The following is a 20,807-nucleotide window of genomic DNA, read 5'->3' on the forward strand; positions in this document are numbered from 1 at the left end:
TGGGTTTTACTTCCGTTTACCGGCCCCGGTAAATCCTCCCATCGTCGCCGGTGCCGGTCAACTCGGGCTCGGCTAACGTGGAACGGTGATCGACGCCCCACGCCCCGCCCGCCGTCCGCACGTCCGCACGCACCACGGGGACACGTTCCAGGACCCCTACGAGTGGCTGCGGGACAAGGACTCTCCCGAGGTGATCGCGCACCTCGAAGCCGAGAACGCGTACGCCGACGACGCCACCGCCCACCTGGCCGGTCTGCGGGAGCGGATCTTCGAGGAGATCAAGGGGCGCGTCCTCGAGACGGACCTCTCGGTGCCCACGCGCCGCGGCGACTGGTGGTACTACAGCCGCACCGAGGAGGGCGCCCAGTACGGCATCCACTGCCGAGCGAAGGCCGCCCCCGACGACTGGACTCCCCCGGTGCTCGAGCCCGGTGTTCCGGTGCCGGGCGAGGAGATCCTGCTGGACGGCAACGCCGAGGCGGAGGGCCACGAGTTCTTCGCCCTGGGGGCGTTCGACACCTCGGACGATGCGACGCGGCTGCTGTGGTCGACGGACTTCGCCGGCGACGAGCTGTACACCGTGCACGTGCGCGACCTCGTTACCGGGGAGACGCTCGCCGACGAGATCCCGGACACCGGCGGCGCCTTCTTCACGCCCGACGGGACCGGGATCCTCTACACGACGCGCGACGACGCGTGGCGTCCGGACACCCTGTGGCTGCATCGCCTGGGAACGCCCGTCGAGGACGACGTGAAGCTCTTCCACGAGCCGGATGAGAAGTTCTGGCTGGGTGCGGGCATCACGCGCAGCCGGAAGTACCTCGTGATCGGCGTGGGGTCGAGCATCACGAGCGAGGAGTACGTCGTCGACCTGTCCGGGGATGTGACCGCGACGCCCCGCCTGGTGTGGCCGCGTCGGGAGGGCGTGGAGTACTCCATCGAGCACGCCGTGGTCGACGGAGAGGACCGGCTCTACGTCCTGCACAACGACGAGGCACTGGACTTCGAGCTCGTGTCGGTGGCGGCGTCCGACCCGCAGGGCGAGCGTCGTGTCGTGCTCGCGCATGAGCCCGGCCGCCGACTGCTGGGCATGGACGCCTTCCGCGACTTCGCGACGGTCGAGTATCGCCGGGAGGGTCTGGAGCGCGTCGGCCTGCTCGATTACGCGACGGATGCGGTCGAGGAGCTGTCCTTCGACGAGCCGCTGTACTCCGCGGGGGTGAGCGGGAACCCGGAGTGGCATTCGCCGTTCCTGCGGCTGGGCTACGGCTCGTTCGTGACTCCGGGCACCGTGTACGACCTGGACCTCGCCACGCGAGAGCTGATCCTGCGCAAGCGGCAGCCGGTGCTGGGAGGCTACGACCCGGCGGAGTACGGCCAGGAGCGGGCGTGGGCCGCGGCACCCGACGGCACCAGGGTGCCGATCTCCCTGGTGTGGAAGCGCTCGTTCGGAGCGCCCGGCGACGCGCCGAGACCGCTGCACCTGTACGGCTACGGATCCTACGAGCACTCGATCGATCCCGGGTTCTCCGTCGCGCGGCTCTCGGAGCTGGACCGCGGCGTCGTCTTCGCTGTCGCGCACGTGCGCGGCGGAGGCGAGATGGGACGGCAGTGGTACGAGGACGGGAAGCTGCTGCACAAGCGCAACACGTTCACGGACTTCGTCGCGTGCGCCGAGCATCTGGTGAGGACCGGCGTGACCACTCGGGATCGGATCGTGGCCGAGGGCGGCAGTGCCGGCGGCCTGCTCATGGGCGCGGTCGCGAACCTCGCGCCCGAACTGTTCGGAGGCATCCTGGCATCTGTGCCGTTCGTGGATGCGCTCACGACGATCCTCGACCCGTCGCTGCCTCTGACCGTGATCGAGTGGGACGAATGGGGAGACCCGCTGCACGACCCGGAGGTGTACGCGTACATGAAGTCGTACTCCCCCTACGAGAACGTCCAGGACGGCGTGCGCCACCCGCGCATCCTCGCCATGACCTCGCTCAACGACACGCGTGTGGCGTACGTGGAGCCGGCGAAGTGGGTCGCGCGGCTGCGGGACGCCGGGGCGAGCGACGTGCTGATGAAGTGCGAGATGGTCGCCGGTCACGGCGGCGTCAGCGGGCGGTACAACTCATGGCGGGAGCGCGCGTTCGAGCTGGCGTGGATGCTCGACGTGCTGGGCCTCGCCGAGTAGCCGCGCGCCGCGGCCCGACCGGGTCTCCCGGATCCGGAGGATCGCTCCAGATCCGGAAAGTCGCGCCCGATTCGTCCGGATCTCACGCGATCCTCCGGAATTCCGTGTCGCCGTACTCGTCCTGCACAGAAGGACGTGAGACGGGGTCTCTCCACAGCACAACGAATCCGGTGAGTCGTGGTCTTTCCACGCAGGCATAGTGGCGGCATGTTCCTCGAGGAGTGGCTCCGCCGTCGCGGCGGCGCAGCGCATACATCGGACATCTATGCGGCCGGGTTCAGCAGGTCGGCCGTCTCGGCATCGGTACGCGGCGGCGGGGTGCTTCGGATCCGTCGATCCTGGATCGTGCTCGACGACTGCGATGCCGCGATCGTCGCAGCGGTACGCGTCGGCGGCCGCCTCACCTGCGTAAGCGCCGCCGAGAGGATCGGTCTCTGGACGCCTGCGCATGAGGATGTGCACGTGGTGGTCGCTCCAGGTGCCACACGACTGGAGTCCACCGGACTTCGCGTGCACTGGTCCGGCGGGCCGGCTCCGGTCGGTGCACGGGCCACGGTGGATCCCCTCATCAACGTGCTCCATCACGTCGCCCGGTGCGTGGAACCCGTCGGCGCCATGGCGATCTGGGAATCGGCGCTGAACAAGCGTCTGGTCGATGCTTCGGTTCTGCAAGGCATCCGCTGGCGAAGCACGCGCGCGCGCCGACTGGCCGATCTCGCCGGCGCGCTGTCCGACTCTGGCCTCGAGACGCACTTCCTCGAGCTCATGCGGAGCGTCGGCATCGCCGTGCGTCAACAGGTGTGGATCGATGGGCACCCGGTCGACGCGCTGATCGGCGATCGCCTCGTCGTGCAGCTCGACGGGTTCGCACATCACAGCGATCCCGTCGCTCGCCGCCGTGACATTGAGGCGGATGCGCGGCTGCGGCTTCGCGGCTACACCGTCCTGCGCTTCGATTACGTCCAGGTACTGTTCCAGCCCGAGAAGGTCGTGGAGATCGTCCGCTCTGCCGTCGTGCAGGGACTGCACCTGGCGGCGTGACCACGTCACCCGGTGCGATCACCACCAGACACCGGGATCCGAACGATCGCTCCGAATCCGGAAGAACCGGCGGCAGAACTCCGGACCTGAAGCGGAAGTCCGGATCCGAAGCAGAACGCGGTCGTCTCGCCACGCGGCGAGCCCGGCGGGTATCAGCCGAACAGCGCCGCGGCCTCGTCGTAGCGGTAGCGCGGGACGGTGTTGAGCTCGCCGAGCGCGTCTGCGAACGGCACGCGGACGATGTCGGTGCCCTGCATGGCGACCATCTGACCCCACGCGCCGTCGACGATCGCATCCGCGGCGTGAAGGCCGAGCCGCGTTGCGAGCACGCGGTCGAAGGCGGACGGGGAGCCGCCGCGCTGGATGTGTCCGAGGATCGTCGCACGGGTCTCGATGCCGGTGATCCGCTCGATCTCCGGGGCGAGCTGGTCGCCGATCCCGCCGAGGCGAGGCCGGTTGAACGCATCCAGGCCCTTGTCGCTGTACGCCTCGTCCATGCCGAGGAGCTTGAAGCCCTCGGAGACGACGACCAGCGGGGCCCGACCGCGATCGTGGGCACTGGTCACGAGCTCGGCGATGTCGTCGATCGACATCGGCACCTCGGGGATGCAGATCACGTGCGCACCGGCGGCCATGCCGGCGTGCAGCGCGATCCAGCCGACGTGGCGCCCCATGACCTCGGCGACCATGCAGCGCTGGTGCGAGTCGCCGGTGGTCCGCAGACGGTCCATCGCGTCGGTGGCGATGTTCACCGCTGTGTCGAAGCCGAACGAGTAGTCCGTCGCGCGCAGGTCGTTGTCGATCGTCTTCGGGACGCCGAGCACCTTGATGCCGTCCTTCGCCAGCCGGTCCGCCGCGGCGAGGGTGCCTTCGCCGCCGATCGCGACGATGCCGTCGATCTTGTGGCCGTACAGCGTCTTGGCGATGTTGTCGGCCCCGCCGCGCTCGCCCTCGTAGGGGTTGGTGCGGCTGGTGCCGAGGATGGTCCCGCCGACCTTCGACAGCCCCTTGACCTCGTGCCGGGTGAGCGGCATGAAGTCGCCCTCGACGACCCCGCGCCACCCGTCGCGGATCCCGACGAACTCGAGGTCGTACGCCGTCGTGCCCTTGAGCACGATGCCGCGGATGACCGCGTTCAGGCCGGGGCAGTCGCCGCCAGAGGTGAGGATGCCGATCTTCATGCTGCTGCCTTCACTCGTTCGATTCGGGAGGGGGACGAGGCGACGCTGCCTGAGATCGACACTAGTGCCGATCGGCTCCCACGCGCCATTCCAGGCGTCGAAAACGAAGGTTCTTGCGCGGCTCAGACCACAATCTCGTCGATCTTCGCGCTCCGCCGTCGAAACGGGGTCGAACGGGCCTCAAGAAGTCCTGTTCTTAACGCCCGTCCTCTCCGCCCAGAGCCTGCCGCAGCAGGTGCATGAGCGCGGCCAGCTGCACCGACTCGCTCGCGGCCTCCGCCATGGCCTCGCCGTCCAGGGCACGGGCCGCGAGCCCCTGCTTCTGGTCGATGAGTTCGGCGATCTTGGTGTCGATCGTGTGCGCCGCGATGATCCGCCATGCCGTGACGGGCTCGTCCTGCCCGATGCGGTGCACGCGGTCGATGGCCTGCGTCTGCTCGGCCGCCGTCCAGCTGAGCTCGGCCAGGACGACGTTGGACGCCGCCTGGAGGTTGAGCCCGACGCCGGCAGCCGTGAGCGAGCAGACCGCCACACCCACGCCCTCGTCGCCGTTGAAGTCGTCGATCGCCTGCTGACGCGCCGGTGTCGTCTGGTCGCCGCGGATCGAGACGTAGCGGATGCCCGACGCCGCGAAGTGCGCCTCGGCCTGGTCCATCACGTCGATGTGCTTGGCGAAGAACACCACCTTGCCCACCGAACGCTGCAACTGCGCGGCGTAGTCCGCGGCGAGCTGCGCCTTGGCCTGACCGATCCTGCGCACCATCGTGAAGACGTTGTCGCCCCCGGTGCCCGCGGCCTTGGACTCCTCGAGCTCCCCCGTCGCGACCAGTCGGACGATGTCGTCGTCGATCTCGCCGGGCGCGAGGCCGCGGTCCCCGCGCGCCTCGATGATCCTGCGGTACTTCGCCGCGAGACGCTCGCCGAGTTCGCGCTCGGCCTGACGGATGCTGCGCCCGTACTCGTCGTCCAGTTGGACCGGGAGGTCGGCGATGAGCTTGTCCGGGAGGTCCGCCGCGACGTCCTTCTTCTTGCGGCGGACGATGCCCATCGAGATGACGGCGTCGCGGGCCTCGGCGTAGAACGACTTGTCCGCCGGGGTGAGCCCGGTGGCATCGAGCTTGTCCATGAGCTCGGGCCCCGGCTTGTCACCCGTGGTCCATCCCAGGAATCGCCAGATCGCGTCGAAGTCCTCGACGTCGTTGATCAGCGGCGTTCCGGTCAGCGCCATCAGGAGCGGCTTGCCGCCAGGCGTCTGCTCCCGGACGCGGGAGGCGAGCGCGAGCACGTTCTGCGAACGCTGCGAGGTGAGGTTCTTGATGAAGTGCGCCTCGTCGACGACCATTCCGCGCAGCCCGATGGACCCGAGCCAGGAAAGGTGGCGGTCGAGGATCTCGTAGTTGACGATGAACACGTCGGCGAACGCGTCGATGTCGTCGCCGTCCCCCTGGATCACCGTCGCCCTGCGCTGCGGCGTCCACCGCTCGACCTCGCGGGCCCAGTTCATCTTCACGACGTTCGGAACGACGGCCAGCAGCGGGTACGCTCCCGCGACGGACGCCGCCAGCACCGACTGCGCGGTCTTGCCGAGTCCCGGCTCATCCGCGAGCAGGAAGCTGCGGTGGCCGGCCCTCACCGACTCGAGGAAGCGCGACTGGTGCGCCATGACGTCCAGCCCCTTGGGCGAGACGTGGTCGAACTCGGGCGTCGGCGGCAGATCCATCGTCGCCGAGGCGCCACCGGCGCCGGTCTCGAACGCCTTGTACAACGGGCCCATGAGCTCCCACCCGTCCAGCCGACGGCGCGGCGTCGATGCCGGACGCGGGGTCAGGTCGGGCGCGAGGAACGGGTTCGCGAGCTGCCTGGCCTCGACCGACGGCGGGGTCACCTGCCGCTCGGCTGCGGCCGCCGGAACGACGGATGCCTGCACCACCGGCGCGATGTCTGTGATGATGAGCTCTTCCGGCGCCAGCTCCGCACCGGATTCGAGGAGCCAGTCCCTGCGCATGCGCTTGGCCACCGGGCTCGTGGCCGAGTCGACTTCCAGCAGCTGGATCAACGAGGTGTCGCGCGCCGCCGTCTTGGCGAGGATCGTGGCGACGCCGTCCAGCCGCTTGAGCAGCTCCGCCCTGGCGGCGTCGGCGATCTCGCCATCCGCCTTGACCCGTGCGCGCTCCTCGCGAACGAGAAAGGCGATGACCTGGAACTTGACCCGGTTGGTCGGTCCCAGCTTCCCCCGCTGCGCCTTCGCCTCCACCTCGCGCACCTTGCGCGCGAGGATCGGGATCAGCGGTGCCTCGTCGTCTCGACGGGACGTCTTCCTGCGCCGCGTCGCGGCGGTTGCCGTAGTCGGCATGCTCCTCCTGAGCGTGAATCGCCGGAGTGCCGCAGACGGCCTCCGAGCCGTTCTCGATGTCCGCGTGTGGCGCCAGCCAGGACCGTGCGGACGGGATCAAACCCGACTCCCCCGCGTTCGTCACATCGAACGCGCTGTAGAGCCTGCCGCCATTTTACGCCATCACCGGGCCCGCGGGTGCCGTCGCCGAGCGACCGGCGCGGCGCAGCGCGACGAGCGCGACCACGATGACCGCGACGAACGTCGTCGACAGCGCGATCAGGGCGAACCAGTTCGCATCCAGCGCGAGCACGATGCCCGCCGAGCTCACGGTGATGCCCGCCGCTGCCAGCTTCCCGCCGAACTTGAGCCCCTGCGCAGGCCCGAGCCGGCCCGGGGTGCTCTGACCTCGGGCGAGCAGCAGATCGGCGAAGGCATCGAGCGCGGCGAGCAGCGCTGCGGCGTACGCCATCGCGCACCCCAGCGCTCCCCAGAGGTTCGGCGCCTTGGGCGCCTCCGCCACGACGATCTGCCACAGCTCCACGCGCCCATGGTAGAGGCAGCGGGCCGTCCGGCGGAAGAGCTCGTCTCAGTCGCCGGCGCTCAGCAGTTCGCGCGCTGCGTCGACGTCCGCCGCGATCTGGTCCTTGAGCTTCTCGATGCCCTCGAAGGCCACCATGCCGCGCAGTCGGTGCGTGAACTGCACCGTGACATCGTGCCCGTACAGGTCGAGCCCGGCCTCGTCGAGCACGTGCGCCTCGACCTGCCGGCGCGGCACGTCGTCGAAGGTGGGGTTCGTGCCGACCGACACCGCCGCCGGATGCCGGATGCCCGTGTCGTGGTCCATGAGCCATCCCGCATAGACGCCGTCCGCCGGAACCAGAGCGTCCACGGCATCCGACAGATTGGCGGTCGGGAACCCGAGCTCCCGGCCGCGCTTGAGCCCGTGCACGACTTCGCCGCGCACGTCCACGGGCCGCCCGAGCAGCTCCTGCGCCTTCTCGACGTCGCCCTCCGCGAGCAGCTCGCGGATCCAGCTCGACGAGACCCGGCGCTCGGACCCGGTGGGGAGGACGTCTTCGACCAGGTCGACGGTGAAGCCGAGATCGGCCCCGAGCCGCCGCAGCAGCTCGGGAGTGCCGGCACCGCCGCGGCCGAACCGGAAGTCGCGGCCCACCAGGATCGTCTCGATGCGCAGGGCGTCCACCAGGATCGTGCGGACGAAGTCCTCGGCCTCCCGGTTCGCGAGCTCGGCGTCGAAGCGGAGCACGAGCGTGGCGTCCAGTCCGAGCTCCCCCAGCAGCTCCAGCTTCCGTTCGGTGCTGACGACGTTCTCGGGGCAGCGTTCCGGCCGCAGCACCGAGAGCGGATTGCGGTCGAACGTCACAGCGACCGCGCGCGCTCCGGTGGCCGCGGCGTCCTCGCGGAGCCGGGCGATGACCGCTCGATGCCCCGCGTGCACGCCGTCGAACTTTCCGATCGCGACAGCCGACCGGCCGAAGTCGTCCGGCACCTCGGCCGGATCACGGAAGACGATCATGCCTCAACCGCGGCGGGTCGGTGCGAACGCAGCCACCACAGGCCGAAGAGCGGCAGGACCAGGGGGATGAACACGTACCCGCGGCCGTACAGCGACCACACCGTCTCGTGCTGGAAGAGCTCTGGCAGCACCAGGCTCAGCGTCCCCACCACGAGCACGCCGGCGAGCTCGAACACGATCGCGATCCACGCGATCGTGTACCACCCCCGGCGATTCGAGAGCACGAGGGCCAGAGTCGCCAGGATGTACACCACCGCGGCCGCGGCGGACAGCGCGTAGCTCAGCGGCGCCTCGTCGAAGCGCTGCACGATCTGGACGAAGCTGCGGCCGGTGGCCGCCAGCGCCATCACGGCGTAGACGATGACGAGGACCCGTCCGATGCCGGTCATCCTGGTGCGGGTGGCGGTGGTGCTCATAGCGCCTACCAGTTTAGGCGGGTGCGGATCCGGGTATGCGCGCGCCCGATGTCGTCACGCGATCTGCACGGTCCAGATCACCTGCATCCGCCAGGCCATGACGGCGACGGCCAGGGCGACGACGCCGAGGATCACGGTGCTCCACCTGCTGCGCTCCATGAGGGCCCACAGAACCCCGCCGATCGGGAGCAGGACGGCGGACACGAGGTACACCCAGTACTCCAGCAGGTCTCCGGTCGGAGGGTTGCCGGCAACCGGGGCGATGATCGCGATGACGACCTGAACGATCAGCAGCAGCTCGACGAGCGCGAGGCTGCCCACCGTGTAGTCGCTCGGGCGTCTGCCCGACAGTCCCGCCGTCACGCAGAACAGGCCGACCGCGACCGCCACCACGATCTGCAGGATCGTGAACCAGAGGATCATCGGGCCTCCTCGGGCATGTTCATCGCGCTCTTGAGGTCGGCGCCACGGCGCTCCACGATGCCGACGAGTGCTCCGTCAGGGTCGATCGCCGCGGCGGGAAAGGCCGCGACACGCGCGGCCTGCCCCGCGAGCCGCTTGCCGTGGCGGAGGTCGCGGGCCTCGTCGCCGGTCACGTCGAGACGCGCGAGAACGCGGGCGGCTGCCTCGGCCGGGCTCAACGCGGTGGCGTCCGCGAGTCCGTCGACCGGCACGGCGTCGGCGACGTCGAACGGACCGACCCGCGTGCGCCGCAGAGCCGTCAGATGGCCGCCGACGCCGAGGTCGGCGCCCAGGTCGCGTGCCAGCGCCCGGATGTATGTGCCGGAAGAGCAGTCCACGACGACGTCGAGGTCGATCGCGCCGTCGACGTCGCGCCGTCGGAGCACGGCGAAGCGCGAGACGGTCACCTGCCGGGCGGCCAGTTCGACGCTCTCCCCCGCCCTGACCCGGTCGTAGGCACGTCGTCCGTCGACCTTGATCGCCGACACGGCGCTGGGGATCTGCGAGATCGCGCCGGTGAGCGCCGCGACCCCGGCCGCGATCCGCTCGTCGGAGACGGCCGCGAGCGCCGCGGCGTCCGCCGTCGTCAGCGGTTCCCCCTCGGCATCGTCGGTGGACGTGGTCGCCCCCAGACGGATCGTCGCCGTGTAGGTCTTGTCAGCGCCGACGATGTAGGTCAGCAGCCGCGTGGCCCCCTCGATGCCGATGACCAGCAGGCCCGTCGCCATCGGATCGAGCGTTCCGGCATGGCCGACCTTGCGGGTGCCGAACGCGCGACGCGTGCGCGAGACGACGTCGTGACTGGTGATTCCGCCCGGCTTGTCGACGAGCAGGATGCCGGGTGAGACCATCCCCCCAGCCTACCGAGCACGCGAGCAGCGATCAGCCGCAGACCTCGTAGGAGGGTTCGTCGCGAGTGGTGACGGTGACCGCCCACGCGAGGTCGGCTCCCGTGAGGAACTGGAAGAAGATCTGTGCCTCCCCGTCCGACGGGATCCGGATCCACTCGCCGTCCACGGCGCCGGTGCCCTCCTCGGCATCCGGATATCCGGCGAGGATCTCGTCCCGAGCCGCGCCGACGCCCAGCCCCTCGGCCGTCACCGGACCGACGGGTCCGCTCACGGCATCCGCCATGGTGGATGCCGAGACCTCCGAGATCGGGTCGCTCTGGTTCTCCGACCCGCGCACGAAGTGCATGCTGTATGACGCGTCGGGCGCATTCCAGAACGCCGCCCATGAGCAGGCCGCGCCGTCGCTCGTCCAGCTGGTGGGCAGGTCCGCCAGGGTGCCGTCGAAGTCACCGCCGATGTGCACGGGTCCGATCCCCTCGGCGCTGATGGTCCACGTCGCCGGATCCGCAGGATCCGGTGCCGGAGTCGGCGATGCGGTCTCCTCCGCCGTCGCCGTCGACGTCGGCCCGGTCGTGGACGGCGCGGTCTCCGGTCCCTCCGCGGCCGTGGAGCATCCCGCCAGCAGCAACGTCACCGCCAGCAGCGCAGCGGCGCTCCGGAAGACTCTCATGGCGTCCCTCCCTGCTCTCCCCCGTCGATGAGCATGGATCGTCCGTCTAGGCTAACCAGGTGCCCCCGACTCCGACACCCCTCCCCGACCTCAGCGGGGTCTCGGACTGGTATCTGTCCGAGGCTCGGGACCTGCCGTGGCGCCGACCGGAGTTCCATGAGGCGTACGGCGCCTGGGGCGTCCTCGTGAGCGAGTTCATGCTCCAGCAGACGCCGGTGACGCGGGTCATCCCTCACCTGGAGGCCTGGCTGAGACGCTGGCCCACGCCGACCGCGATGGCCCTGGCGACGCCCGCGGAGGTCGTGACGCAGTGGGCGAATCTCGGATATCCGCGCCGGGCGCTGTGGCTGCACGGCGCAGCGATCGCCGTCGCCGAACGCCACGACGGCGTGGTGCCTCGCGATGTAGAGGCGCTCCTGGCACTGCCGGGGATCGGCGACTACACCGCCCGCGCCGTGGCGGTGTTCGCCTACGGGGATCACCACGCGGTCGTCGACACCAACACGCGCCGTGTGCTCGCCCGCGCCGTCGGGGGCGCAGCCCAGCCGGGGTCGCCGTCACGACGGGATCTGGCGACGATGGCGGACGCCCTTCCGGCCGAGCCCGCGGAATCCGCGCTGTTCAACGCGGCGATGATGGAGCTCGGGGCGGTCGTCTGCACCGCGCGGTCCCCTCGGTGCGACCGCTGCCCGATCCACCGGGAGTGCCGCTGGCTCGCCGCGGGCCGTCCTGCCGGCGAGGACACCCGCCGCAGGCAGGCCCGGTACGAGGGGTCCGACCGTCAGGCGAGGGGGGCCGTGCTGCGGACGCTGCGGGACGCGGCTCCGGCCGGCGTCCCGCAGGTCAGCGTCATCCCGGACTGGCCGGATCCCGTGCAGCGCGATCGGGCGATCGACTCGCTCATCGCCGACGGCCTCGCCGAAGCGTCGGACGGGTTTCTGTCGCTGCCGGGATGACCGGGTCAGAGGTGCCGGCCGGTGCGGTGCGCGAGCACGATGAGCTCCGCCCTGCTGCGCACGTCGAGCTTCGCGAAGACCCGGCCGAGGTGCACCTCGACGGTGCGCACCGACAACTGCAGCCGTTCCGCGATGTCGCGGTTGGACGCGCCCTCGACCACGAGCATCGCGACCTGGAGCTCGCGCTCGGTGACGAGCGGCTCCCACGCCGCACGGCAGGCCGCCAGCGGATCCACCACGGGGATCGGCACGGTCTCCAGCCCCGCGAGCTGCTCGATCTGCTCCCCGAGGCGGACCAGCCGGCGACCGACGCTGTCGCGCCAGGCATCGGCTCCGGCATCCGTGAAGAGACTGTGCGCCGAGTGCAGGTGCCGCCGGCCGGCGACGCGGTCTCCGCGGATCACGCACGTCGTTCCGAGCAGCGCCTCGACGCGAGCGCGCGTGAACGGCGATCTCACCGCGCGCACTCGCTCGGCGATCGACGGGTACTCGTGCTGCCATGCCCCCTGGGCGACTGTGCGGATCCGCCGGTACAGCTCCGACGCCAGGCGCTGATCGGGCGGTTCGACTGCGGGAGATGAGTCCCCGTCCCCGAGCTCCTCGAGTCCGGGGACGGCAAGCGGTGGAGCCGGTGCGCCCCGGTCGTGCCACAGCCGCATGTGCGCGGCGGCCTCCTGGACCGAGCCCGCGAGGTACGCCTGAAGCGCCCGGTCCACGAGGGCATCGAGCCGGATGCCGGTGGGCAGCGCATCCGTCGCGCTCTGCGTCGCGAGTCCGATCCGGCCGAGTATCGCGAGGTCCAGTCGCCGGGCGAGCACGACGCCGAGTCCGGCGAACGGCAGACCGATCGGAAGGCGGACGAGCGCGTCGTCGAGGCGGGCACGGGCGGCAGCCGCATCGCCCTGCCAGAAGCGCAGCAGCACCTCGACGACGGCGCGATACGCGCCGGCCAGCGGTGTGCGCTCGAAGCCGTGCAGGAAGGGGTCCTTCTCCTCCGCGATGCCGGCCTCATGCCGGGCCAGGATGCCGAGGCCGTCCTCGATCTCCCCGTCCAGGGCTCTGCGCACGGCGGCCGCGACGCCGAACGACAGCGTGCCGTCCGGAATCGGATCAGACGGGTCTCCGCTGAGCAGCCAGCACAGGGCGGCGGCAGGATCCCGGATCGCACCGCCGGCGCCCGCGCGGACATCCGCCTCGCGGGCCTCGGCCAGCCACATGCGCATGGCGGCGTCGGCACCGCGCTCCGCGGACAGCATCGCCGCCATGCCGGCCGTCCGCGCCCAGGCCGTCCAGCTCGCCGCCTCGTCGTGGTCCGGACGGTGCGCCGCCGGATCCGCGATGGGCAGCGCTCCGCGCAGCGCCGTCTCCGCGATCACGAGAGGCGTGAGGGCCCGCGTCCGTTGCTCCGCGGTCCCCGCCGGGAACAGGCTGCCCAGCCAGTCGACGGCATCCGCGACGAGCCCGGCGCAGAGAGCGGCGTCTCCGGCGACTCGCCTGGCGTCCTCGGCCTGGATGCCCTCGGCGTGGTCGAAGGCCTCGACGGCGACGTGGAAGGCGGAGAGCGACTGCCCCTCCGCCAAGAGCCGGCGTGCGGCAGTGAGCAGGACGGCGGCCGCGCCCGGTGCCTTGGCGCTCGCGCCGCGTGCCGTGTGCCACGCGGCCCTGACCTCGTCTCCCGCCTCTGCGTGGTGGATGCTCAACCGCTCGTGCGCCGACGCGGATTCCGCCGCCGTCGCGGACGCCTGGAGCCATTCCCCGAGCGCGGGTTCGCGCAGCGCGACGCGGCCGGCCGCGACGTCGAGGCATTCACCGAGGATGCCGACCGAGAGCTGCTCGGTGGTCAGACCCGTGACGGCGAGGTAGGCATCGAGGCGGTCGGTCGAGCTCAGCGCGAGCACCACGAGGGCATCGCGCTCCGTCGACCCGGCGGCGAGCCGCTCGACGGAGGACGCGATCGCCTGCGGGACGGGCAGTGGCACCGGCAGCGCCCGATGCCCGTGGCGCTGCGCAGCCGTGAGCGACAGGGCGATCTCGCCGAGCAGGGCACGGTCGGTGCCCGCGCGCGCCTGCAGCCGGGCGAGCACGTGCGGTGCCACGACGATCCCCTGGGAGCGCAGCTCGGCGACGGCATCCAGCACGACCTGCGCGTCCGGCCCGCCCTCGGGGCGGGCGTCGGCCGCGCGCCGTGCGCCGGTGTCGCCCATGAGACCCGCTCTCCCGACGCCGCGGAAGCGGCGCGATCGGCGAACAGGCTAGCAAACCGTCGACGGCCGCGCGTGCAGCGAGGCTCTGTCTGCCGGGAACTCAGTCCTCGTCGTCGTCCGACCGATACGGGTCGGCGTCCCCGGCGTGCGTGGCCGTGGAGGCGAGTTCCGCGACCGCGGCGTCCCGCTCCTGCGCCTCGCGCAGCAGCGCGGAGATGTGGTCCGCGGTCTCGGGCAGGGCGTCGGGGATGAACTCCAGCGTGGGCACGAGACGGGTCGAGAGCTGACGTCCGACCTCGGTCCGCAGCATCCCGGTCGCCGAGGTCAGGGCAGCGGCGCTGGAGACGCGCTCCTCGTCGGTGCCCAGCACGGTGTAGAAGACGCTGGCGTGCTGCAGATCGCCCGAGACCCGGACGTCGGTGATGGTGACGTAGCCCAGACGCGGGTCGCGCAGGCCCTTGTCGAGCCGCTCCGCCAGGATGACGCGGATGCGATCCGCGAGGCGTGCCTGTCGTTCTCCAGCCATTTCCTTCTCCCTCGTCGAGACTCGTCGGGCGGGGATGCGCAGTGCATCCCCGCCCGACGAGTCACATGGCGATCAGCCCCGCGGCTTCTCCACCATCTCGGTGGTCTCGATCTCGTCGCCGACCTGGATGTCGTTGTACTTGCCGAGGCCGATACCGGCCTCGAAGTCCGTGCGGACCTCGGTGACATCGTCCTTGAAGCGACGCAGCGACTCGATGGCCAGGCCATCGGCGATGACGACGCCGTCGCGGATGACGCGCGCCTTGGCGTTGCGCGTGATGGTCCCCGACCGCACGATGACACCGGCGATGTTGCCGAACTTCGAGGAGCGGAACACCTCGCGGATCTCGGCGACACCCGACTGGACCTCTTCGAACTCCGGCTTGAGCATGCCCTTGAGGGAGTTCTCGATCTCGTCGATCGCGTTGTAGATGACCGAGTAGAAGCGGATGTCCACGCCCTCGCGCACCGAGGCCTCACGGGCCTTGGTGTCGGGTCGGACGTTGAATCCGACGATGATCGCGTTGTCGATCGTCGCCAGGTTCACATCGCTCTCGGTGATCGCACCGACGCCGCGGTGGATGATGCGCAGCTGGACGGAGTCGTCGACCTCGATCTTGAGCAGCGACTCCTCCAGCGCCTCGACGGCACCGGACACGTCGCCCTTGATGATGAGGTTGAGCGTCTCGACCTTGCCCTCTTCGAGAGCGCGGGTGAAGTCCTCGAGCGAGATGCGCTTGCGGGCCTTGGCCAGCTGGGCGTTGCGCTCGACGGCTTCGCGCTTCTCGGCGATCTGGCGGGCCATCCGGTCCTCTTCGGTGACGATGAACACGTCACCGGCGCGGGGCACGGAGTTCAGACCCTGCACCTGGACCGGACGGGACGGTGCGGCCTCCTCGACCGCATCGCCGTTCTCGTCGATCATGGCGCGCACGCGTCCGTAGGCGGTGCCCGCGACGATCGCATCGCCGATCCGGAGGGTTCCGGACTGGATGAGCACGGTCGCGACCGAACCGCGGCCCTTGTCGAGCTTCGCCTCGATGGCGACGCCTCGAGCGGCCTTGTTCGGGTTCGCGCGCAGGTCGAGACCCGCGTCGGCCGTCAGCAGGACCGCGTCCAGGAGCTCCTGGATGCCGGTGCCGGCACGGGCCGAGACGTCGACGAACATGACGTCGCCGCCGTACTCCTCGGCCACCAGTCCGTACTCGGTGAGCTGCTGGCGCACCTTCGCCGGGTTGGCCTCGGGCTTGTCGACCTTGTTGACCGCGACCACGATCGGCACGTTCGCCGCCTGGGCGTGGTTCAGCGCCTCCACCGTCTGCGGCATGATGCCGTCGTCGGCCGCGACCACGAGGATCGCGAGGTCGGTCACCTGCGCACCGCGGGCGCGCATGGCGGTGAACGCCTCGTGACCCGGGGTGTCGATGAAGGTGATGGCGCGCTCGATGTCCTCGTGCTCGGTCCAGACCTGGTAGGCACCGATGTGCTGGGTGATGCCGCCGGCCTCGCCCTCGATGACGTTGGTCTTGCGGATGGCGTCGAGAAGGCGGGTCTTACCGTGGTCGACGTGACCCATGACGGTGACCACCGGAGGACGGATCTCGAGGTCGGAGTCGTCCTCCTCGGCCAGCTCCTGCTCGAGGTCGAGACCGAAGCCCTCGAGGAGCTCCTTGTCCTCGTCCTCGGGCGAGACCATCTGGATCTTGTAGCCGAGCTCGGCTCCGAGGACCTCGAAGGTCGCCTCGTCCAGGGACTCGGTGGCCGTGGCCATCTCGCCCAGGTTGAACAGGATCGTGACGAGCGTCCCGGGCTGGACGGTGTAGCCGTTCAGCGCCTCGAGCTTGTCCGCGAAGTCGGCGATCGAAGCGCCGCGGCGGAGCCGGATGGTCTCGCCGTTACCCTTCTGGACGTTGACGCCGCCGACGACCGGCGCCGACCGCATCTCGAATTCCTGCCTCTTCGCCCGCCGCGACTTGCGCTGCTTGCTCTTGCCGCCTCCCTTTCCGAAGGCTCCGGCCGTGCCACCGCCGGGTCCACGACCGCGGCCTCCGCCGCCACCGGGACGACCGGCGAAACCGCCGGCGGGACGCTGGAAGCCACCGCCCGCACCGCCGCCGCCTGGGCGACCGGGGCCGCCGGGACGCTGCTGGAACGGAGCGCCGGGACGACCGCCCTGACCGCCGCGCGGAGCGCCGGGACGCGGCGAGCCGGGACGCGGGGCACCAGGGCGCGGAGCGCCGGGACGCGGAGCCTGCGGCCGCGGGATGTTACCCGGGGTCGGACGCTGGCCCATGCCCTGCGAAGAGGCGAACGGGTTGTTGCCGGGACGCGGGCCGGCGGGACGCTGGCCCATGCCCTGCGAGGACGCGAACGGGTTGTTGCCCGGGCGCGGAGCACCGGGCTTGGGTGCGGCCTTGTCCCCGGGCTTGGGGGCACCCTTGTCGGCGGGCTTGGGTGCAGCCGGAGCGGGCGCCGGGGTCGGCGCGGAGGGCGCCGGGGCAGCCGCGGCCGGCGTCTCGGGGGCCGGCTTCGGGCCCGGCTTCGGACCGGGGGTCGGCGCCGCGGCGCCGGGCTTGGGGGCGGGCGCAGCCTTCGGCTTCGCGGGCTCCGCCTTGGCCGCGGGCTTCGCGGCTCCGTCGGCCTCGATCGCCGCGCGCAGCTTGCGCGCCACCGGCGGTTCGATGGTCGACGACGGGCTCTTCACGAACTCGCCGAGCTCCTTGAGCTTGGCGAGTGCGACCTTGCTGTCGACGCCGAGTTCAGCGGCGATCTCGTGCACACGTGGTTTGGCAGCCACAATTCTCCTGTCTGGGTCGGTCCACCCAGGCAGGGCAGACCACTAGTCGCGGACGGGTCTCATTTCGAGCCGTTCACTTTGTTTCCATAGCCGTTCAGCCTTTGTTCTGCTGGCAGTACTGTTCGATGGTCTGCGTGTCGAGCTCGGCTGCGACACGAAGTGCTCGCGCGAAGGCCCGGCGCCGCAATGCCTTGTCCAGGCAATCCGGCTCCGGATGCACCCACGCGCCGCGTCCCGGAAGCACCGCGCGCTCATCGATGACGAGGGCGCCGTCCTGGGCGACCACCCTGAGGAGGTCTGACCGGGAGGCACGTGCGCGGCAACCGACACACGTTCGTACGGGTTCCATCCTACACCTCGGTGCCGATGCCCGAGCGACGCCGGCCGGTCGTGGCGGTCGAGATCATTCGTCGAGGATGCTGTCCGGCTGGATGTCGATCTTCGCTCCGGTCAGCTTGGCGGCCAGACGCGCGTTCTGCCCCTCCTTGCCGATCGCGAGCGAGAGCTGGTAATCCGGCACGAGGGCGCGGACGGCCTTGGTGCCGGCATCCAGGACGAAGGCGCTGGTCACCTTGGCGGGCGACAGCGCGTTCGCGACGAACGTGGCGAGGTCGGGGTTGTGGTCGACGATGTCGATCTTCTCCCCCGCGAGCTCCTCCGTGACCGCCCTGACCCGACGGCCCAGCTCGCCGATGCATGCGCCCTTCGCGTTGATCGACGGGTCGTTCGCCTTCACGGCGATCTTCGTGCGATGCCCGGCCTCGCGCGCGAGCGAGACGATCTCGACCAGGCCGGCCGCGATCTCGGGGACCTCGAGGGCGAAGAGCTTGCGCACCAGGCCCGGGTGGGTGCGGGAGACGGTGATCTGGGGACCCTTCAGCCCCTTGGCCACGCTGGTCACGTAGACCCGCAGACGCGATCCGTGCGAGTACTCCTCGCCGGGGACCTGCTCCTCGGGAGGCAGGATCGCCTCGACCGAGCCCAGGTCGACGTGGATCATCCGCGGGTTGGGGCCCTGCTGGATGACACCGGCGACGATGTCGCCCTCCTTGCCGCGGAACTCGCCGAGCACGGCGTCGTCCGCGATGTCGCGCAGCCGCTGGCTGATGACCTGCTTGGCCGCGAACGCGGCGATGCGGCCGAAGTCGTCGGGAGTGGCATCCTCTTCGCCGATGACGGCGCCCTCGTCGTCCGTGACCGGCTGGAGGACGGCGACGTGTCCGGTCTTGCGGTCGAGTTCGACGCGGACGCCCGCGGGGACCGCTCCGTCCTCGGAGATGTGCTTGCCGTAGGCGGTCAGCACGGCCTGCTCGATGATCGCGACGAGTTCGTCGAACGGAATCGCCTTCTCCTTCTCGATCCCGCGCAGCAGTCCGAGTTCGATATCCATGGCGGCCTCCCTGTTCAGCTCTCATCCGCGGCATCCGCGGGCATCCGACCAGGATACCGGAACCGGCGTCCCTGAGCCGAGCCGGCGGATGCGCAGCGCCCTCCGGTGCGCCGGCGGAGAGCGGCGGCGCACCGGAGGGCAGGAGGCCTCAGGCCCGGTGCACCTGCACGACGGAGGGGCGCGGGGCCGTCGCCACATCCCCGGGCGCAGTGGAGCCGTAGTCCGGGAAGAGCGAACGCGGCGCGTCGAACGTGCCGTCCTCGCCGGGGTGCTGCACGGCCACGAACACCAGTCCGTCCTCGTCGTGGATCACCGGGCCGCAGGTCTCGGCATCCCGCGGGACGGCGAGGAACTGCTGCACGTGTCCGCGCTCCGAGCCCTTCAGCGGGACCTTGAACAGGCCGTCGGCGTATCCGATCGTGCCCGGCTGGCCGTCCGTGGAGATCCACAGGTCGCCGTGAGAGTCGAAGGCCAGGTTGTCCGGGCAGGAGATCGGCGACACCTTGTCCTTGGGGAAGCCCGCGAAGTACGCGTTCCCGAACGTGTTCGGGTCGCCGCACAGCAGCAGGACGCTCCAGCCGAACGTGGTTCCGCTCTGGCCGGCCGTCTCCGTGATCTCGAGCACGTGACCGTAGCGGTTGCCCGCGACCGGGTTCGCCTCGTCCACCGCGCTGCGGGCGGAGTTGTTCGTGAGCGCGACGTACACCTTGCCGGTGACGGGGTTCGGCTCGACGTCCTCCGGGCGATCCATCTTGGTCGCGCCGACGGCGTCCGCGGCGAGCCGCGTGTACACCAGGACCTCCTCGGTGCTGAAGCCGGGGACGACACTCTTTCCGCCCTGGGTGAGCGGGATCCAGACACCCGAGCCGTCGAAGGCGCCGTCGGAGGGCAGCTGCCCCGTGCCGGTGATCTCGGCGGCCGGCGAGTCGCCCGTGAAGCGGGCGACGTACAGATCGCCCTCGCTCAGCAGACGCAGGTTCTTCTTGCGGGACCCCGAGATCCGGTTCTTCGAGACGAACTTGTACAGGTAGTCGTTGCGCTCGTCGTCGCCCATGTACGCGACGACCCGGCGGTCCTCCGCGACGCGGACGTTCGCTCCTTCGTGCTTGAAGCGCCCCATCGCCGTGTGCTTGCGCGGCGTCGAGGTCGGGTCCTGCGGGTCGATCTCGACGATGTACCCGAACCGGTTGGGCTCGTTCACGTATGCGGGGTCGTGCGCGTCGAAGCGCGGGTCGTAGGTCTCCCACCCGGTGGAGGTCGAAGTCGTGCTCGACGAGCTGTAGCGCTTCTGCTCCGGGGTGTCCGCCGCCCAGGCGAAGTAGCCGTTGAAGTTCTCCTCGCCGGACAGGATCGTGCCCCACGGCGTCGTTCCGCCCGCGCAGTTGCCGAGCGTGCCGTGCACCCAGCGACCCTCGGGATCCGCGGCGGTCTTCACCAGATCGGAGCCCGCGGCCGGACCGGTCAGCTCGAACACCGTCTCCACCGTGATGCGGCGGTTTCGGCGGCCGTCCACCACGTAGCTCCACGGCCGGCCGGTCCGACGGCGGCGGATGTCGACCACGGAGAGTCCCTGGGCCGCCTTGTAGATGTCGCCGCGGCGTCGCAGCTCGGCGGCGTCCGAAGTGGCCGGGAACATGAGTCCCGGGTTGACGTACTCGTGATTGTTCACCAGCACGCCGGTCTTCCCGCTCGGATCCGGGATGATGTCGAGGTAGTCGCTGTTGTAGCCGAACTGCTCGGCCTGCGCCTCGGGCGTCTGCGCGGCGATGTCGAAGGCCGGCGTCCGTGAGAAGAGCGGGTCGCCCCAGCGGATCAGAGGGCTCCAGTCGTACCCGCGCGGCACGGTGAAGGCATCCACTTCGGCCGGGACCGGAGCGATCGCCTCGAACGGCAGCCGGCCCCGCCCCGGCCGCCCGAAGGACGCCCCAGGACCGGACGCACCGGCGGCGACCGGTGCGGAGGTGGGGGCGCCGTCGCCCACGCCGACCGCGATGGCGACCGCGGCGGCCCCCATCCCCAGCAGCGCGCGGCGGGAGAACACGGCCGAGGCGATCGTGCGGAAGTGCTCGTTCTGCGAGGTGTTGCACTCGGGCCCGAGGCAGGCGTTGGCGCACTTGAGCTCGCACGTCACGGCGGAGCGTTTGCCGCTCACGTGCGGGGCCATCGGCAGGGAGCGGCGGGGGATGTCGGTCAGGCTCATCATCGGTCCTTCGAGATCAGATGCTGTTGCCCGCGCCACCTTCCTCGCATCCGATGACGT

General features: G+C 70.5%; 17 protein-coding genes. 3 read left to right on the forward strand and 14 right to left on the reverse strand.

What is annotated here, in order from left to right; translation table 11 throughout:
- The first annotated feature begins 85 nt into the window (after positions 1-85).
- Together AC3RXZ_RS03800 and AC3RXZ_RS03805 are read left to right on the forward strand one after the other, a co-directional pair.
- Positions 86-2,182: a S9 family peptidase gene (locus tag AC3RXZ_RS03800; protein WP_491493209.1), complete on the forward strand. Its 2,097-nt coding sequence runs from the start codon at positions 86-88 to the stop codon at positions 2,180-2,182.
- 207 nt (positions 2,183-2,389) lie between these two features.
- Positions 2,390-3,223, forward strand: a complete 834-nt coding sequence (locus AC3RXZ_RS03805) for an endonuclease domain-containing protein (RefSeq protein ID WP_491493210.1) — start codon at positions 2,390-2,392, stop codon at positions 3,221-3,223.
- Positions 3,224-3,375: 152 nt separating this feature from the next.
- Here the strand turns inward: AC3RXZ_RS03805 and AC3RXZ_RS03810 are convergent, their stop codons facing one another.
- The 8 genes from AC3RXZ_RS03810 to AC3RXZ_RS03845 all read right to left on the reverse strand — a co-directional run bounded on the left by AC3RXZ_RS03810 (position 3,376) and on the right by AC3RXZ_RS03845 (position 10,675).
- A complete protein-coding gene (locus tag AC3RXZ_RS03810) occupies positions 3,376-4,404 on the reverse strand; it encodes a 6-phosphofructokinase (RefSeq protein ID WP_243225014.1) in 1,029 nt (342 codons plus the stop codon).
- A 196-nt stretch (positions 4,405-4,600) separates the two neighbouring features.
- A complete protein-coding gene (locus AC3RXZ_RS03815; protein WP_243225013.1) occupies positions 4,601-6,757 on the reverse strand; it encodes a DEAD/DEAH box helicase in 2,157 nt (718 codons plus the stop codon).
- A gap of 154 nt (positions 6,758-6,911) precedes the next feature.
- Positions 6,912-7,280 carry a hypothetical protein gene (locus AC3RXZ_RS03820; RefSeq protein WP_243225012.1) on the reverse strand — a complete coding sequence of 123 codons (369 nt, stop codon included), beginning with the start codon at positions 7,278-7,280 and terminating at the stop codon, positions 6,912-6,914.
- A gap of 45 nt (positions 7,281-7,325) precedes the next feature.
- Positions 7,326-8,276: a bifunctional riboflavin kinase/FAD synthetase gene (locus AC3RXZ_RS03825; protein ID WP_243225011.1), complete on the reverse strand. Its 951-nt coding sequence runs from the start codon at positions 8,274-8,276 to the stop codon at positions 7,326-7,328.
- Positions 8,273-8,692 carry a hypothetical protein gene (locus AC3RXZ_RS03830; RefSeq protein WP_491493211.1) on the reverse strand — a complete coding sequence of 140 codons (420 nt, stop codon included), beginning with the start codon at positions 8,690-8,692 and terminating at the stop codon, positions 8,273-8,275. Before AC3RXZ_RS03830 ends, AC3RXZ_RS03825 begins: the two co-directional genes overlap by 4 nt.
- A 54-nt stretch (positions 8,693-8,746) precedes the next feature.
- Entirely contained in the window at positions 8,747-9,115 is a 369-nt protein-coding gene (locus tag AC3RXZ_RS03835; RefSeq protein WP_491493212.1) for a hypothetical protein, read from the reverse strand.
- Positions 9,112-10,005 carry a tRNA pseudouridine(55) synthase TruB gene (truB, locus tag AC3RXZ_RS03840; protein ID WP_491493213.1) on the reverse strand — a complete coding sequence of 298 codons (894 nt, stop codon included), beginning with the start codon at positions 10,003-10,005 and terminating at the stop codon, positions 9,112-9,114. Before truB ends, AC3RXZ_RS03835 begins: the two co-directional genes overlap by 4 nt.
- A gap of 31 nt (positions 10,006-10,036) precedes the next feature.
- On the reverse strand, positions 10,037-10,675 hold the full coding sequence (locus AC3RXZ_RS03845; RefSeq protein ID WP_491493214.1) for a hypothetical protein: 639 nt from the start codon (positions 10,673-10,675) through the stop codon (positions 10,037-10,039).
- 59 nt (positions 10,676-10,734) lie between these two features.
- On the opposite strand from AC3RXZ_RS03845, the gene AC3RXZ_RS03850 reads away from it, so the two are divergent.
- Entirely contained in the window at positions 10,735-11,631 is an 897-nt protein-coding gene (locus AC3RXZ_RS03850; RefSeq protein ID WP_491493215.1) for an iron-sulfur binding domain-containing protein, read from the forward strand.
- Between the two features lie 5 nt (positions 11,632-11,636).
- On the opposite strand, the gene AC3RXZ_RS03855 is transcribed toward AC3RXZ_RS03850, so the two are convergent.
- The 6 genes from AC3RXZ_RS03855 to AC3RXZ_RS03880 all read right to left on the reverse strand — a co-directional run bounded on the left by AC3RXZ_RS03855 (position 11,637) and on the right by AC3RXZ_RS03880 (position 20,750).
- Positions 11,637-13,835, reverse strand: coding sequence for a LuxR C-terminal-related transcriptional regulator (locus AC3RXZ_RS03855; RefSeq protein ID WP_491493216.1), 2,199 nt, complete (start codon positions 13,833-13,835; stop codon positions 11,637-11,639).
- A 100-nt stretch (positions 13,836-13,935) separates the two neighbouring features.
- Positions 13,936-14,361 carry a 30S ribosome-binding factor RbfA gene (gene rbfA / locus AC3RXZ_RS03860; RefSeq protein ID WP_243225006.1) on the reverse strand — a complete coding sequence of 142 codons (426 nt, stop codon included), beginning with the start codon at positions 14,359-14,361 and terminating at the stop codon, positions 13,936-13,938.
- Between the two features lie 72 nt (positions 14,362-14,433).
- On the reverse strand, positions 14,434-17,157 hold the full coding sequence (infB, locus tag AC3RXZ_RS03865) for a translation initiation factor IF-2 (RefSeq protein ID WP_491493217.1): 2,724 nt from the start codon (positions 17,155-17,157) through the stop codon (positions 14,434-14,436).
- A 94-nt stretch (positions 17,158-17,251) separates the two neighbouring features.
- A complete protein-coding gene (locus tag AC3RXZ_RS03870) occupies positions 17,252-17,506 on the reverse strand; it encodes a YlxR family protein (RefSeq protein WP_249223112.1) in 255 nt (84 codons plus the stop codon).
- A gap of 54 nt (positions 17,507-17,560) precedes the next feature.
- Positions 17,561-18,547 (reverse strand): transcription termination factor NusA, encoded by a 987-nt coding sequence (gene nusA, locus AC3RXZ_RS03875; RefSeq protein ID WP_243225003.1) that lies wholly within the window; start codon positions 18,545-18,547, stop codon positions 17,561-17,563.
- A 148-nt stretch (positions 18,548-18,695) separates the two neighbouring features.
- Positions 18,696-20,750, reverse strand: a complete 2,055-nt coding sequence (locus AC3RXZ_RS03880; protein ID WP_491493218.1) for a PhoX family protein — start codon at positions 20,748-20,750, stop codon at positions 18,696-18,698.
- Between the last annotated feature and the right edge of the window lie 57 nt (positions 20,751-20,807).

The organism is Microbacterium cucumeris (genome assembly GCF_058349845.2).

Excerpts from the sequence above, each read along its gene's own strand:
- AC3RXZ_RS03805 (WP_491493210.1), top strand. The coding sequence starts at position 2,390 with ATGTTCCTCGAGGAGTGGCTCCGCCGTCGCGGCGGCGCAGCGCATACA.
- AC3RXZ_RS03810 (WP_243225014.1), bottom strand. The coding sequence starts at position 4,404 with ATGAAGATCGGCATCCTCACCTCTGGCGGCGACTGCCCCGGCCTGAAC.
- AC3RXZ_RS03815 (WP_243225013.1), bottom strand. The coding sequence starts at position 6,757 with ATGCCGACTACGGCAACCGCCGCGACGCGGCGCAGGAAGACGTCCCGT.
- AC3RXZ_RS03825 (WP_243225011.1), bottom strand. The coding sequence starts at position 8,276 with ATGATCGTCTTCCGTGATCCGGCCGAGGTGCCGGACGACTTCGGCCGG.
- AC3RXZ_RS03830 (WP_491493211.1), bottom strand. The coding sequence starts at position 8,692 with ATGAGCACCACCGCCACCCGCACCAGGATGACCGGCATCGGACGGGTC.
- AC3RXZ_RS03835 (WP_491493212.1), bottom strand. The coding sequence starts at position 9,115 with ATGATCCTCTGGTTCACGATCCTGCAGATCGTGGTGGCGGTCGCGGTC.
- truB (WP_491493213.1), bottom strand. The coding sequence starts at position 10,005 with ATGGTCTCACCCGGCATCCTGCTCGTCGACAAGCCGGGCGGAATCACC.
- AC3RXZ_RS03845 (WP_491493214.1), bottom strand. The coding sequence starts at position 10,675 with ATGAGAGTCTTCCGGAGCGCCGCTGCGCTGCTGGCGGTGACGTTGCTG.
- AC3RXZ_RS03855 (WP_491493216.1), bottom strand. The coding sequence starts at position 13,835 with ATGGGCGACACCGGCGCACGGCGCGCGGCCGACGCCCGCCCCGAGGGC.
- rbfA (WP_243225006.1), bottom strand. The coding sequence starts at position 14,361 with ATGGCTGGAGAACGACAGGCACGCCTCGCGGATCGCATCCGCGTCATC.
- AC3RXZ_RS03870 (WP_249223112.1), bottom strand. The coding sequence starts at position 17,506 with ATGGAACCCGTACGAACGTGTGTCGGTTGCCGCGCACGTGCCTCCCGG.
- nusA (WP_243225003.1), bottom strand. The coding sequence starts at position 18,547 with ATGGATATCGAACTCGGACTGCTGCGCGGGATCGAGAAGGAGAAGGCG.
- AC3RXZ_RS03880 (WP_491493218.1), bottom strand. The coding sequence starts at position 20,750 with ATGATGAGCCTGACCGACATCCCCCGCCGCTCCCTGCCGATGGCCCCG.